General features: G+C 54.8%; 15 protein-coding genes. 5 read left to right on the top strand and 10 right to left on the bottom strand.

Annotated features, from left to right (window positions below):
• Positions 1 to 191: 191 nt before the first annotated feature.
• From sctV to HYU99_03900, 4 genes are all read left to right on the top strand, one after another.
• The gene (gene sctV, locus HYU99_03885; protein ID MBI2339497.1) at positions 192 to 2,321 is read left to right on the top strand and encodes a type III secretion system export apparatus subunit SctV; all 2,130 of its coding nucleotides are present in this window, start codon (positions 192 to 194) and stop codon (positions 2,319 to 2,321) included.
• A gap of 57 nt (positions 2,322 to 2,378) precedes the next feature.
• Positions 2,379 to 2,579, top strand: a complete 201-nt coding sequence (locus tag HYU99_03890) for a hypothetical protein (GenBank protein ID MBI2339498.1) — start codon at positions 2,379 to 2,381, stop codon at positions 2,577 to 2,579.
• Positions 2,563 to 2,970, top strand: a complete 408-nt coding sequence (locus tag HYU99_03895) for a type II toxin-antitoxin system VapC family toxin (GenBank protein ID MBI2339499.1) — start codon at positions 2,563 to 2,565, stop codon at positions 2,968 to 2,970. The genes HYU99_03890 and HYU99_03895 overlap by 17 nt, the downstream gene beginning before the upstream one ends.
• Positions 2,971 to 3,175: 205 nt before the next feature.
• Positions 3,176 to 4,480: a hypothetical protein gene (locus tag HYU99_03900; GenBank protein ID MBI2339500.1), complete on the top strand. Its 1,305-nt coding sequence runs from the start codon at positions 3,176 to 3,178 to the stop codon at positions 4,478 to 4,480.
• A gap of 46 nt (positions 4,481 to 4,526) precedes the next feature.
• Here HYU99_03900 and HYU99_03905 read toward each other — a convergent pair whose 3' ends face one another.
• A complete protein-coding gene (locus tag HYU99_03905) occupies positions 4,527 to 5,675 on the bottom strand; it encodes an aldo/keto reductase (protein MBI2339501.1) in 1,149 nt (382 codons plus the stop codon).
• Positions 5,676 to 5,716: 41 nt separating this feature from the next.
• On the opposite strand from HYU99_03905, the gene HYU99_03910 reads away from it, so the two are divergent.
• Positions 5,717 to 6,544, top strand: a complete 828-nt coding sequence (locus HYU99_03910) for a hypothetical protein (GenBank protein MBI2339502.1) — start codon at positions 5,717 to 5,719, stop codon at positions 6,542 to 6,544.
• Here the strand turns inward: HYU99_03910 and HYU99_03915 are convergent.
• The 9 genes from HYU99_03915 to HYU99_03955 all read right to left on the bottom strand — a co-directional run.
• The gene (locus HYU99_03915; protein MBI2339503.1) at positions 6,522 to 7,412 is read right to left on the bottom strand and encodes a polyprenyl synthetase family protein; all 891 of its coding nucleotides are present in this window, start codon (positions 7,410 to 7,412) and stop codon (positions 6,522 to 6,524) included. The two genes, HYU99_03910 and HYU99_03915, sit on opposite strands and share 23 nt — an antisense overlap.
• Before the next feature lie 3 nt (positions 7,413 to 7,415).
• Entirely contained in the window at positions 7,416 to 7,679 is a 264-nt protein-coding gene (locus HYU99_03920; protein ID MBI2339504.1) for an exodeoxyribonuclease VII small subunit, read from the bottom strand.
• A 37-nt stretch (positions 7,680 to 7,716) separates the two neighbouring features.
• On the bottom strand, positions 7,717 to 8,919 hold the full coding sequence (gene xseA, locus HYU99_03925) for an exodeoxyribonuclease VII large subunit (protein ID MBI2339505.1): 1,203 nt from the start codon (positions 8,917 to 8,919) through the stop codon (positions 7,717 to 7,719).
• Complete coding sequence (locus HYU99_03930) at positions 8,865 to 9,788, bottom strand: hypothetical protein (protein ID MBI2339506.1); 924 nt, start codon at positions 9,786 to 9,788, stop codon at positions 8,865 to 8,867. Before HYU99_03930 ends, xseA begins: the two co-directional genes overlap by 55 nt.
• Positions 9,686 to 10,009, bottom strand: coding sequence for a hypothetical protein (locus HYU99_03935; protein MBI2339507.1), 324 nt, complete (start codon positions 10,007 to 10,009; stop codon positions 9,686 to 9,688). The genes HYU99_03930 and HYU99_03935 overlap by 103 nt, the downstream gene beginning before the upstream one ends.
• Positions 10,010 to 10,119: 110 nt before the next feature.
• The gene (locus HYU99_03940) at positions 10,120 to 11,349 is read right to left on the bottom strand and encodes a hypothetical protein (GenBank protein ID MBI2339508.1); all 1,230 of its coding nucleotides are present in this window, start codon (positions 11,347 to 11,349) and stop codon (positions 10,120 to 10,122) included.
• A 158-nt stretch (positions 11,350 to 11,507) separates the two neighbouring features.
• Positions 11,508 to 12,173 (bottom strand): energy transducer TonB, encoded by a 666-nt coding sequence (locus tag HYU99_03945; GenBank protein ID MBI2339509.1) that lies wholly within the window; start codon positions 12,171 to 12,173, stop codon positions 11,508 to 11,510.
• Between the two features lie 17 nt (positions 12,174 to 12,190).
• Positions 12,191 to 12,964 (bottom strand): ABC transporter ATP-binding protein, encoded by a 774-nt coding sequence (locus HYU99_03950; GenBank protein ID MBI2339510.1) that lies wholly within the window; start codon positions 12,962 to 12,964, stop codon positions 12,191 to 12,193.
• A 79-nt stretch (positions 12,965 to 13,043) separates the two neighbouring features.
• The coding region (locus tag HYU99_03955) for an iron chelate uptake ABC transporter family permease subunit (protein MBI2339511.1) at positions 13,044 to 13,308 on the bottom strand (265 nt) is incomplete at its 5' end.

The raw sequence follows: 13,308 nt of genomic DNA on the forward strand, positions 1-13,308 counted from the left end.
TTGAAGAATGGAGTGTGCCCCCTTCGTCGGACAGTTTAGGCTACGAAGTGTACAATTACAGCTCAAGCTCAAGAACCTCGGAGTAAGCAACTTTCATCGCTTTTCTGCCGATAATATAAATGATGCCGCTTGCTCCTCTTTACCCATTCTGTTATCCTGATGGTGTTAAATTCAAGTAAATTCAATATGTTATGAAAATCAAATTCGGCAACATCAACGAACTCGTCGGCCGATACAGCGACATGATCATCGCCGCCCTTGTGGTGTGCGTGTTGGCGATGATTATCATCCCCATTCCTCCGTGGCTCATCGACATCTGCCTCACCATCAGTTTGAGCCTTGGGGTGATTATTCTCCTGGTTTCGCTTTATATCTCGGACGCACTGAAACTTGCTTCATTTCCGACAATTCTCCTTATTTCCACCCTCTACCGGTTGGCGTTGAACATTTCCTCCACCCGTCTGATCCTTTCCGAGGGATACGCCGGCGAGGTGATCAACGCCTTCGGCAACTTTGTGGCGCGGGGGAACTTTATCGTCGGCGGCGTGTTGTTTCTCATCATCACCATCGTCAACTTTATCGTCGTGGCCAAAGGGGCCGAGCGGGTCTCCGAAGTGGCCGCCCGGTTTACATTGGACGCGATGCCCGGAAAACAGATGAGTATCGACGCCGATCTGCGGGCCGGCACCGTCACCATGGAGCAGGCGCAGGAACGCAGACGGACTCTCCAGCGCGAAGCGCAGATGTACGGGGCGATGGACGGCGCCATGAAATTCGTGAAGGGGGACGCCATCGCCGGCATTATCATCACGGTTATCAACATCATCGGCGGATTGATCATTGGCGTGGTTCAGCGCGATATGACCTTCTCCGAGTCGGGAAGGCTTTATTCCATTCTCACCATCGGCGACGGGCTGGTCGCCATGCTCCCCGCATTTATCGTTTCGATGTCGGCGGGCATTGTGGTGACGCGCGTCTCCTCCGACACCAAAGAGGCCAATCTCGGACGCGACATCATCACGCAGGTGACCGCCTACCCGCGTGTTTTCGCGCTTGCCTCGTTTCTTCTTTTGGGCCTGGCCATTGTTCCCGGTCTTCCCAAGATGCCCTTCATCGTTCTTGGCGCCCTGATGGGGGGGTATGCCTTCTACAGCGCCCGCAAGCGGGAAAAAAAGGTGGAACAGATCGTCCAGCAACCCAAGGAGGAAAAGGTCAAAAAGGCGCTGGAAAAGCATGGCGACCAGCTCCCGTTCATCATGCCCTCCCCCATTTCGCTGGAGGTGGGGAGTTCGATCATTCCCTTCGTGGATGACTCGAAAGACGGCGGCCGGTTCATCAATGAGCTCATTCCGCTTTTGCGCCACGGCCTCTACTACGAGCTTGGCGTGAACTTTCCCGGCATTCAGGTGCGGGGCCAGACGGTGGACATGGAGGCGGAGGCGTATGTCATCAATATTAATGAAGTGCCGGTGGCGCGAGGGAAGATCATGCAGGGGTGCATTCTGGTCGGCGAGCCGATGGAGCAGTTGCAACTCTTCAACATCACCGGAAAGGAGACGATCCACCCGATTGACGGTTCGGTGGTCACCTGGGTCTCGGAAAAATTCAGGGAGGTGGCGGTGCAGGCCGGTTTCAGGATGTGGGATGTGGCGGAATATCTGATTTTGCATCTCTCGCATGTGCTTCGCAAGCATGCCCACGAATTTTTGGGCCTGCAGGAGATCCAGAATCTGTTAAACGAGTTGGAAAAATCGCATCCGGCGCTCGTCAAGGAACTGGTTCCCAAGGTGATTACGGTTCTTCAGCTCTCCGAAATTTTTCAGCGTCTGGTTCAGGAGGAGGTGGCCATCCGCGACTTAAAGAGCATTTTTTCCACGCTGGCGCAGTGGGCCGAGATCGAGCGGAATACCCTCATGTTGACCGAACACATCCGCGCCGGCCTCAAGCGCTACATCACGCACAAATACGCCGGGCATGGAAACAGCCTCGCCGTTTATCTGCTCGACCCGCAGATTGAAGACATGGTGCGGGAGGCCATAAGGACGACCGAAAAGGGGAATTATCTGGCGTTGGAGCCGGACGTGACCCAGTCGCTCATTGAAGCGGTCGGGAAAGAAATTGCCTCGCATCCCTTTCCGCCCGGGGCGCGGCCGCCGGTGATTCTCACCACGGCCGAAATCCGGCGTTATTTCCGAAAGATCATCGAACTCGAATTTCCCCAGCTATCCGTTCTTTCGTATCAGGAGCTCTCCGAAAATTTGCGCATCCAGCCGATCGCCCGCGTGGCCATGCCCCAGCTTTCCGCCGGAAAGGCGGCGTAAAGGCGATTTCAGGTTGCCTCCTTGACAATGTATTTCAATCCACGTATTTTGTAATACATGAATCAAAATAATCCGATCACAATCAGGATGACCCCCAGGGAGGTTCGCCTGTTGAAGAAGGTCACGAAGGCAAAAACCACCGCCGAGGCTGTCAGAAGGCTTCTGGATCAGGAAGTGGAACGGCAGAATCAGATCGATCTGGGAAAGAAAATCCACGGGAAGATGAAGCTTTCCGATTTTGATGCTCGCCTTATTTGACACCAATATTTATATCGGCGACCTTGCCGACGCAATCCCCGGGGAGCAGACACAGGCCTGGAGGGCCCAATATATCCTCCGGCTGTCCCCTGTGGTTTTCCATGAGTTGTTGAGAGGAACAAGGGAACCTCATTTGATCGAGGAAATCGGGAAAAAGACGATTTTAACGGCGGCTCCCACGGCAAAAATGTGGAAAGAGGGGGCGCAAATTTTGAGAAAATTCACTTCCCAATATGGCTTTGGCGAGGAAGTGTTCAAACTCCAAAACGACATCCTTATCGCCCTGACGGCCCGTCACATCGGCGCCGTTGTCATCACGCAGGACGGTCATTTTGCCGACATCGCAAAAATAGTCCCGTATCATTATATTCATTACCGGCGCCCTCATTGACACTCTCCGAAAATCTCCGCATCCAGCCGATCGCCCGCGTGGCCATGCCCGCGCTTCCCGCCGGAAAGGCGGCGTAAAGGCGCTGTTTTTCAAAAAACTTCTGGCTTTCCTTCTAAAATCAGGTATACTATGCCTTTTTCTGCGTAAGGGTCCAAGGCTTAAACGGGGTCCAAAACATACCTAACCTTAAGGAGGGTCAGCGTTTATGAAAACTTATCTGAAATATTTGTCCATTACGGGGCTTGTGGTTTCACTTGCCCTGTTTGGCACTGCATGCAGTTCAGGCGGCGGTGGCGATGACGATGACGATGGCGACGGCGGGACGGATGAAACCGGCGGCGCCACTGGGTCAGACGTTACCAGCATCACGAAACTGTCGGGTGCTTACACCCCCGGCATCACCCCTATAACGGATAGTGACGGAAGCCTGAAGTGGACGATTACCGGCGTTGACGTGAATGGGAACGGCACCGTTGGCGTCCCCTCCGTTACAAACACAGACGCCGCATCGGGCAGTTGTACAGACACGGACAGCTGTACAAGCTTGATGAAAGGGGGGATAAAGGCGACGACCGATGTAGATTGCGATTCGCGCGACGTCGGATCAGGCGATTCAGCGGATGCGTTTGACATCGCGATCAGTCTTGACACGACCGGCAGTATGGGGTCCGCGGCCGGAGTTATCGCCAGCAAAATCTCCGAGTTCGCCCAGGACCTGGAAGCGGCCGGCGTCGATGCCCAGTTTGCCGGGATTACGGTGGGGGATGCCTATGCCACCAAGTACGGTGAGGGATCAACCAGCTTTGACGATGATGTCTCAACCGGCGATCTCGGGGAACCTCCCGATTTCGATTTGTGCGAACGTCCCGACACGGGCGCCGCCCTCATCGACGCGGATGACATGTCCACCTTTTTTGACGAGGTGGAAACCGTGGTCGGAAGCGGTTGCAACGGCATGGGTCTCCCCGAAAACTATCTCGGCCCCATCGAGTTCGGCAATGACAATCTCGAATGGCGCGACGGCGCGGCGCGCGTGATGCTCTCCATCGGGGACGATTGCGCCTATACCCCCGAAACGTTCACCGAAGACAGCATCGAAGGGGACTGGATCCCTCCCGATCCGGACGATCTGATTGACGACCTCACGACCGATGGGGTGGTGGTCCACGTTGTCGGCGGAGATGAGGACTTCCTGGCCTGCGAGGACTTCGATTATTTCAGCATGTCCCAGCTGGCCGACGCCACCGGCGGTTCCTTTACGGATATCGGCGATTGCTCTTCCGCCGATACCTGCGAGGTCGACCTGACGGAGTTGCCCATTACCGATTCCATCACCAGCGGCACCGTCAACGATTGCGCCACCACCTGCGACCTCTTCGAGTCCTTGGGGTTCTCGGGTGGAACAGTGACGATCACCATCACGTTCTTCCTGGATATCAACATGCTTGATGACGGCGAAAACTTTGCGGCCAGTTTTGCGGTGGTGATGAGCATGACCATTGAATGCTAGTTTTGAGTTAACCCCCACACCAACGTATGTTGGTGTGGGGGTTTTTTCATCCCCTCACCAGCAATTCGCAGATCTTCCGAAGCGTCGGCAGATCCCAGTCGGCGCAATTCAAGCCCTTCAAATTTTCATCCACATGCCCCTTTTTTTTCATCCCCGCCATGGCCGCGGTGATTCCAGGCGTTGAAACCACGAACTGCAAGGCCTTCTGCGTTGAAACCACGAACTGCAAGGCCTTCTGGGCCAAGGTCAGGCTGTCCGGCAATTGACGCGCAAGCGTTGAAGGGAGGTTCAGGAGTTGGCCTTGCAAAAGAGGCGCCGAGGTCATCACCGAAATTTTCCGCGCGCCGGCCACGGGCAGAATGGGCACGCTCTTTCCCTGAAGAGACTGATTGGAAATGCTCACCGCCTCGAGCATGGCCATGCTGTAGGGGAGCTGGATCGCCTGAAAATGGTGGCCGGAACCCCCCGCCTTTTCGGCTGTTGAAAGAACGCGCTCCAGAGAAATGTGCTCCGCCATCCCCGCCGGCTCGCGAAAGGCGCTCCAGGTGGCAAGACCGTAGAACTGGATCTTTCCGCGGGCGACATTTTCCTCAAAGAGGGCGAATGCCTTTGCCAGCCGGTCGTAAAAAACCTCCTCCCCCGTAACCGGCAGTTGGGTTTCGGGATTGTGGAGATAATAAATGTCGATTGTATCCAGACCAAGGTTGGAAAGGCTCAACTCGATCTGTTCCTGAAGATAGGCGGGGTGCATGCAGTGGCAGTTGGCCACAATGTCTTCCGGCGCCACCCGCCCGCTGTCGATCCACTTTTTTCGGATATAGGCCTCCATGTTGGAGACCGGCTGGAAGTCAAAAGGGATGAATCCCCCCTTGGTGGCGATGACAACCTGATTCCTTGAGACGGTTTTGGAATCGATCAGCCGGGCCAGCGTCCGGCCGATCACCCGTTCGCTCCGCTGGCAACGGTAATTGACCGCCGTGTCGATGATATTGCATCCTCTCGATATCGCGGAGGCAATGGCCTCCTCGTAGAGCAAGTCTACGGCGTCGTCGTAGGCGCCCAGATAGGTCCCCAAACCGAGGGCGGAGACCTTCAGGTCTTTTATCAACCGCCATTTGTCGGCATGAACGGCGTTTTTCTGCGCCTTTTGGAATTTTAAAGTCCCTTCAGGAGTGGCTCCTTTTGGTGGAATCACGGGAAAAATGCTATGATGAAGGCCTCAGCGGGGCAAGCAAAATGATGGCCTTCTTGCCGAAGTTCGATTATGATATCGAATTGATGATAACGGTCGTTTTCATCGCCCTTATTGCAGTCGGCCTGTTGGTCCTCTATCCGCTCGTCCCGCGCTATTTTGCCGAGACAAAAAAATTCTGGATCACCTTCGGCGTCATCATTATTCACATCGGGGCCTATGGCCTGATGAGTTTGTATATCTCGGGAATTATTTTTGCCTCCCTTCTTCTTTTTGAACTGGGCGCATTCACGGTATGGGACCCCTTCCACCTCTGCCCGCCCCCCCATAAAAAGCTTTTTAACACGATCGGCTTTATCACCTCTGCCGTCGGCATTGTCATCAGCCTTTCCTGGTTTACCGCCTTTCCGTTCTGGCTCTGGGCCCTGCCGCTGATTCTGGCCATTCTTCCGTTTATGGCGCCGCCGCTTTCAAGACACCACAAATCGATTCTGGCCCTCTCAATCACGCTGGTGGTTGTCTATCTGGGAGTTATCGGAATGAAGGGTTACCGGAAAATCGTTCCTGTTTCCCTGCGTGTGGAACCGGCAGGGCCAGTGCCGCCGGCAGGGCCGGTGCCGGGCACGCCGCCTGTCGAAGAGCCGGCCAAAGAGGAGGAAGCGAAAATTCCGCCGCCCGAGCCACCGCCAGTGGCGGGGCCGCAGGCCCGGCCGGGGCCGCCGGGGCCAATCACCGCGGCGATTCAGGATCTGGACAAAAAAATCAAAAGCCTCGAAGAGGAAAATGCCCGTTTGAAATCTGAAATTGGAATACTGCGAAATGAAAACCTTCAGCTTCGCGGGTCGCCGACTACTTCTTCCTCTCCACAATGAACTCTGCAATCGCCCTTAATGCGTCCGCTTCGGGGCCGAATTCACGAAGCGATCCAAGGGCCTCTTCCTTGGTCACTTGCGCCGCTTCTCGGGCCTTTTTTATCCCCATCACCGACGGGTAGGTGGCCTTCTCGTTTTCCCTGTCGCTACCGATATCCTTTCCCAAATCACTTCCCCCCTCGATGTCGAGGATATCGTCGGCGATCTGAAAGGCCAGCCCCACCGCCTCGCCGTAAGATTCGATCCCAGCCAGTTTTTGGTCGGAGGTCCCCGCCATCAATGCGCCGCCGACAACCGAGGCCGTGATCAATCGCCCTGTTTTCATCTGATGAAGTCTGCGCAGTTCCGGGAGATCGATTTTTTTCCCCTGGGCCTCCATGTCAAGCACCTGTCCCCCCACCATCCCCCGTGAACCGGTTGCACCGGCAATGTGATAAATGATTTCAAGCACGCGCTTCTGATCACGCATCGAGTCTTTGAGTTTTCCCAGAGCCAGAAAGGCCTGGGATAACAGGGCATCCCCCGCCAAAATGGCCACCGCCTCGCCAAAGACCTTGTGATTGGTGGGCCTGCCTCGCCGCAGATTGTCGTCGTCCATGGCCGGGAGGTCGTCGTGGATGAGTGAAAAGGTGTGAATCATCTCCAGGGCGCAGGCCACGGAAAGAACCTCACGCCGCCCGCCGCCGCACGCCTCGGAGGCGGCCATGCAAAGGATGGGGCGGATCCTCTTGCCTCCGGCAAAGATGCTGTAGCGCATCGCCTCGTGAACCTTGGCGGGAAAGGACTCTTTTTTGGGGAGATGCGAATCAAGCGCCTCGTTGACCAGGGTCTGGCATTCCTTGAAATAATGTTCCAAGTCAAAGGTCATATATCACCTTTCCTTCTGCTCATGCGACTCCGCCCCCGCTCGCTCGGACCAGTGGCGCTCGCGGGGACCCCTATCCTTCATCAACATCTCCACCTTTCCCTCCGCCTCTTCGATCTTTTGTTCGCAAAACTTCGTCAGTTCCATCCCCTCTTCAAAAACCTTCAGCGATTCTTCCAGCGAAAGATCTCCCGCCTCGAGTTTTTCCACCATTTTTTCGAGCTGGCCCATCGCCTGTTCGAATTTGAGGATTTTTGCCGGTCTGGACATTGTCGCCGAATTGACCTATCCGAATAGGGACGGCCTGTCAAACCACTTTCGCCCGCAACGAGCCTTCGCCAAGCCGGATTTCCAGCAATTCCCCACGGATAACCCCGGCAGGCGAACGGAGGGGGATTTTTTGACCCTCTTTGAACACAATGCTGTAGCCCCGTTTGAGGGGGGCATGGGGGGAAAGCGATTCAAAATGCCGCCGGAGTCCTTCGATGCGCAAGCGGAGTTCCTTCAGATTCCGTTTTTGGGCCTGAAGGGCGCGGGACGACATGTCATCGACGCGCATCTTCCAGTCTTCCAGCACCCGGCGGGGGTCTTTGATCTGCCGCCTTAAAAAAGCGATTTGCCCGGCCAGGCCTTTAAGAAACTGACCGACGGCAAACTTCAACGACGACCGGTGTTGAGAAAGGGTGGTGAGAAGTTCTTCCTTTTCGGGCGCCGCCAACTCCGCCGCCGCGGAGGGGGTGGGCGCCCGTAAATCAGCCGCAAGATCGGAGAGCGAAAAATCGGTTTCATGGCCGACGGCGGAGATGATCGGGATGTCGGAGGCAAAAACGGCGCGAACCACAATCTCTTCATTAAACGCCCAGAGGTCTTCAAGAGAGCCGCCGCCTCTGCCGACAATGAGCACATCCACGTCGGATCGCGCGTTCATCTCGGCAATCGCCTGGGCGATTTCTTTGGTCGCCCCGTCTCCCTGCACCCGGACGGGGTTGATGAGAATTGAGAGGTTGGGAAACCGGCGGGTGAGAATGGTCACCATGTCGTGGAGCGCCGCGCCCTGGGAAGAGGTGATAATGCCTACCTTGCGCGGGAGAAGGGGAATCGGTTTCTTGTGTTTTTCGTCGAAGAGTCCCTCGCCGGCCAGTTTTTCCTTGAGTTGTTCAAAAGCCAACTGAAGCGCCCCAAGCCCTTTGGGCTCGGCGGAATCGACGACGATCTGATACTGCCCGCGCGGCTCGTAAACGGTGACGCGGCCATGGACGATGACGCCGAGGCCGTCTTTGAGGCTGAACTTGAGCGAGTGATTATTCCCGCGAAACATCACGGCGGCGATCTGCGCCGATTCGTCTTTGAGCGTAAAATAAAAATGACCCGACGACGGGGTGCGGAAATTGGAAATTTCTCCGGAGAGCCAGATCGTGGGGAAATTATCCTCCAGCAGACCGCGGATGTCCCGCGTCACTTCGGAGACGGTGTAAATTTTGCGGGTGTCGGTTTGAAGAAGGGGAAGCACGCACCAAACGTATTAAACGCAAATTCGATCGCATTCAAGAGGCTTTTTTCAATTTGAGAATGATCACAGTGGTTGATTTCGCGGATTCCCATGGGGGAGGTGACGTTGATTTCGGTGACATATGGGCCGATGAGATCGACGCCGGCAAACAAAAGACCGTCGCGCAAAAGGGCCGGTTTGAGGCGGGCGAGAAGTTTTTTTTCGGCTTGAGTCAGAGGTGATTTGACAAACCGGGCGCCGCTGTGGAGGTTGCCGCGAAAATCGTCCCGCGACGGCACCCGAAGAAAAGAGCCAAGAGGTTCCCCGTTCCACAAAAGAACCCGCTTGTCCCCCTTTTTGGCCTCGGGAATATATTTTTGCAAAAGGACATACCGGGTAAAATTTTGAGTCGCCACCTCCAGCAGGCTTTTGGCGTCCGGATCGCCGTGATGAATGAGCAGGACCCCTTTCCCGCCTCCGGCATCAAGCGGCTTGATCACCCCTTTTTTGATTTTTTTCAAAAAAGAAAGAAGGACATCGCCCGACTGCGAAACGACCGACGGCGGGCTGACGCCGGAAAAGTAAAAGGGATATATTTTTTCGTTGGCCTTTTTGATCCCCGCCGGCGAGTTGATCATCATGGCCTTTTTGATCCCCGCCGGCGAGTTGATCATCAATGGCCGCTCTACCCCACCCGACCTCCCCTTACAAAGGGGAGGAGATTCCCCCCTCCTTTGTAAGGAGGGGTTGGGGGAGGTAGAGCCACCACACACTATCTCCAGCAGAGTCAGATGATCGATATAGGCCGGATCGACCGGCGGGTCTTTACGAAGGAAGAGGCAATCAAGATTTTTGAGGATAATTTCCTTTTCATCGTCCGACTCATACACAAATCTTTTTCCTTTTTGCGTGACAGCAAATCCCCCCCACCCCCCCCTTTGACAAAGGGGGGCAGGGGGGATTTAATAAAAAGGTCCTTGAGTTCCATCACCCGGGTTTCATGCCCTCTGCGTGTGATTTCTTTCAGAATAAAAAAAGTTGTTTCGGCCTCCGGATTGAATGAAGCAATGGGATCGGCAATGACGCCGAATTTCAGTTTTTCGCGCCTCATGGATATTTGTGTCATTCCCGCGTAGGCGGGAATCCAGTCTTTTGTACTGGTTCCCCATTTTCATGGGGACATGTCTGGATCCCCGCTTTCGCGGGGATGACAATGAATTGTCAATTCTCTTTCACAATCCGCACCGGATCGTTTTTTTGCAACCGATATTTTCCATCCACCCGGTACTTCTGAACCGAAGGCCCGACATCGACATCCACCAAATCCCCCCGCCGGATCTGGTGAAAGGCGCGGTTTGAGGGCGATGTGTCCCGGTCCAGCAGTTCCACATGATACCTCCCCGGCGGTCCGCAGAGAACAACTTCTTCTTTCCCGTTGGAGGGCATGCGGTTGGAAATAACCCTCCACATCTTTTTGGAGTCCGGAGGTCTTCTCCCCAAAACCAGATACGAGCAGGCCAACCAGTTTTTTTTGTTGCCGATCAGCCGATCGACCTTTTCAATAAACCCCGGCCTCTCCCACGAAAAATAAAAATGGCACCAGTCTCTTTTGTTCACCACATTGAGCGGGCAAATCTCCTGATGCAGACAGGGGGCGTAAACATATCCGATCTTGTCGTGATAAACAATCCGGTCCCTCACCCACTGCAAATCGCGCGAGGTTTGCTGTGCCGCCGGCTCGATCAAGATCAGCCGGCCGGTGGCCGGCTCCAGGTGATCGGTCATGAGCGCCTCGACAAACTCGGCGCGCGCCTCGCGGTCCGGGATTTCGTTCAAGACATTGGCGACGACGATGAAATGATACTTGAAGTTGCGTAAAAACCGCCTCAAACCGCCGCGCCGAAGGTCGTAATTTTTGATAAAACAGGCCGAGTTGAAACCGACATGCCTCTTTTGAAACTCGGCCGAACAGGCATTGTGCAGATTGAGGGCATCCTTGAGGGCGGGATAGCTTTGATCCACCAGCGTGAAATCGAGCCAGGCCTCCCTGATTTTTTTCTTCTTTAATGCCTCGGCGTAAAAGGCCATCAATCCCAGCATGGAAGTCCCCTGGCCCGCCCCCACATCGAGGATTCGGATTTTGCCGCCGATGATTTCCGAAGGATCGAGTTCGTTCAAGATATGAACGATCTTTAAAAAATTGACCGGCAGAAAGTAGAGAAGATAGCCGGAGCGATAGACGGGGATGTTGAGATAATTGGGAGGGAGACTTGGGACACTGTCCCTCCCCCGCTCGGAGGTATAGGCCTCGGAGAGTTTTTTTGCCCCTTTGGAAAAAAAGGCAAAATCTTTTTCGTTAAACGGCTTTTCTGCCGCTCTTTTGTCGGGCAGATAAGTCTTTTTGATATAGCGAAGAAGAAGATCTTCGAGGAATGGGGGAAAATGAAACATAATCAGCAACAAACAAAGAGAGTCCCTTTGTCTTCGCAATTTTCGCAAGCCGCCCAGAGATGAATTGTCTCGAAGGCCAATGGAACCGGCGGGAACGAAAATTGCTTCGTCAAAAGGACTCTCTTTGTTTGTAACACGACGTACGAGCTTTATCAGAATTACTCTTTCAAATCAAACTTCAGCCCCATCGAGATGTCCCCCTCATAATAAGGGTATGGGGTCGCCCGCTTCACCGTGGCCACCGCCTCTTCGTCGAGGATCTCTGACCCCGACGACGCCACGACCGCCACGTTTTGCAGACTGCCGTCCGGGCCTATGCGAAAGCGAAGTTTTACCGTTCCCTCAATCCCGCGACGTCTTGCGGCGAGCGGGTAGCTTTTGGCCCGGATGATCCGCTGGCGAATGAGGTCGAGGACATCAGGCGCTCTGCTTTGGCCCGCAACGGAGTCAAAGCCGGATCCTGTGCCCCCCGCCGGCGTCGGCGAATTTCCTGTCCCAAATCCCGCCTTCGTCAAAACTTCGGCGGGCAGGCCCGGCTTATTCATGGCCACTTTCTCATCTTTCGCCGGAAGTTGTTTCTTGGCCGTATTTTTTACATTAAGAACCTCTTTCTCTTTTCTATCTTCTATCTTCGATTTTCGATCTTCCACTCCCCCTTGTCCCTCCTCTCCCTCCCAATCGGACAGTTCCACCATCACCACTGCATTGCTCCCCGTGAGTCCCCCTCCCCAAAAGAAGGGGTCGTCAATGATCAGATAGAGGCACACACCAACGATCAGGCCGTGGATGAAAAGGGAGAGGCCGAGGGAAAAACGAAAATTCATAATCACACAGAAAAAAACTATTGTACCCGCTCGGGAAAAAAATAGGAATTCCCGTCTGGGGAGATCAATGTACGGCAGGAGACGCCGAAGATCTCCCGGATACGATCGGTTGTCATCACCTCCGCGGTTTCTCCCTGGGCGACAAGACCCCCTTCCTTGAGGCATAAGAGGCGTTTGGCATAGAGAGAAGCAAGATTCAAATCATGGACCACGCACAAAACGGCGATGCCGTCGGAAGTATTGAGATCGCGCAGAAGATGAAAAAGATGCAACTGATGTTTGAGGTCAAGGTGGCTGGCTGGCTCGTCCAAAAGGAGAAACCGCGGCTTTTGGGCAAGCGCCCGCGCCAGTAAAACCCTCTGCTTCTCGCCCCCGGAAAGGGTTGAAATCTTCCGGTCGGCAAACTGCCGGCAGTCGGTCCGTTCCATCGCCCGGCGGGCGATTTGCAGATCCTCGGCGGAATCGAACGAAAAACTTTTCTGAAACGCCTGCCTCCCCATCAGGACAACCTCCAGCGCGGTAAACGGAAAGACAAAATGGGCCTCCTGCGGAACCACCGCCACAAACTGGGCGATGCCCCGGTGAGTCATCCGGTTGATGTGCATGAGGTTGAGGTTGGCGGAACCGGTGTAGCCCCGCAAAACACCGCTTAAAATTTTGATGAGCGTGGTTTTACCCGAGCCGTTGGGGCCCAAAAGGGCGACAAAATCGCCGCGTTCGATTTGAAACGACACGTCGGCAAGAATTTTTTTGCCGTTGATGCAGTACGTTAGTTGTTTAGCTTCGAGCATGGGGTTTATGTGCCTAAGTGCCCGGGTGCCAGAGTGCCTGCGTGAACACGGGCACGCGGGCACGCGGGCACGCGAACACTCAGGCACTCTTCTTAAGCAACCAAACAAAAAACGGCGCACCGATCAAGGCGGTGACAACGCCGATCGGAAGCTGGGTCTGAAAATCGACCCCCGAAAAAAGGGTGCGCGACAAAAAGTCGCAGACCAGAAGAAAAAGACCCCCTCCTACAGCCGAGAGGGGAAGCAAAACCCGGTGATTGGCGCCAAAACGCATCCGGACCATATGGGGAACAACCGATCCCACAAAACCGATCAGGCCGACTGTTGCGACACTGGCCCCTACC

It is taken from the genome of Deltaproteobacteria bacterium (assembly GCA_016183175.1).
Taxonomy (GTDB): Bacteria; UBA10199; UBA10199; order UBA10199; family SBBF01; genus JACPFC01.

Excerpts from the sequence above, each read along its gene's own strand:
- sctV (MBI2339497.1), top strand. The coding sequence starts at position 192 with ATGAAAATCAAATTCGGCAACATCAACGAACTCGTCGGCCGATACAGC.
- HYU99_03890 (MBI2339498.1), top strand. The coding sequence starts at position 2,379 with ATGAATCAAAATAATCCGATCACAATCAGGATGACCCCCAGGGAGGTT.
- HYU99_03895 (MBI2339499.1), top strand. The coding sequence starts at position 2,563 with ATGCTCGCCTTATTTGACACCAATATTTATATCGGCGACCTTGCCGAC.
- HYU99_03900 (MBI2339500.1), top strand. The coding sequence starts at position 3,176 with ATGAAAACTTATCTGAAATATTTGTCCATTACGGGGCTTGTGGTTTCA.
- HYU99_03910 (MBI2339502.1), top strand. The coding sequence starts at position 5,717 with ATGATGGCCTTCTTGCCGAAGTTCGATTATGATATCGAATTGATGATA.
- HYU99_03915 (MBI2339503.1), bottom strand. The coding sequence starts at position 7,412 with ATGACCTTTGACTTGGAACATTATTTCAAGGAATGCCAGACCCTGGTC.
- HYU99_03920 (MBI2339504.1), bottom strand. The coding sequence starts at position 7,679 with ATGTCCAGACCGGCAAAAATCCTCAAATTCGAACAGGCGATGGGCCAG.
- HYU99_03935 (MBI2339507.1), bottom strand. The coding sequence starts at position 10,009 with ATGAGGCGCGAAAAACTGAAATTCGGCGTCATTGCCGATCCCATTGCT.
- HYU99_03940 (MBI2339508.1), bottom strand. The coding sequence starts at position 11,349 with ATGTTTCATTTTCCCCCATTCCTCGAAGATCTTCTTCTTCGCTATATC.
- HYU99_03945 (MBI2339509.1), bottom strand. The coding sequence starts at position 12,173 with ATGAATTTTCGTTTTTCCCTCGGCCTCTCCCTTTTCATCCACGGCCTG.
- HYU99_03950 (MBI2339510.1), bottom strand. The coding sequence starts at position 12,964 with ATGCTCGAAGCTAAACAACTAACGTACTGCATCAACGGCAAAAAAATT.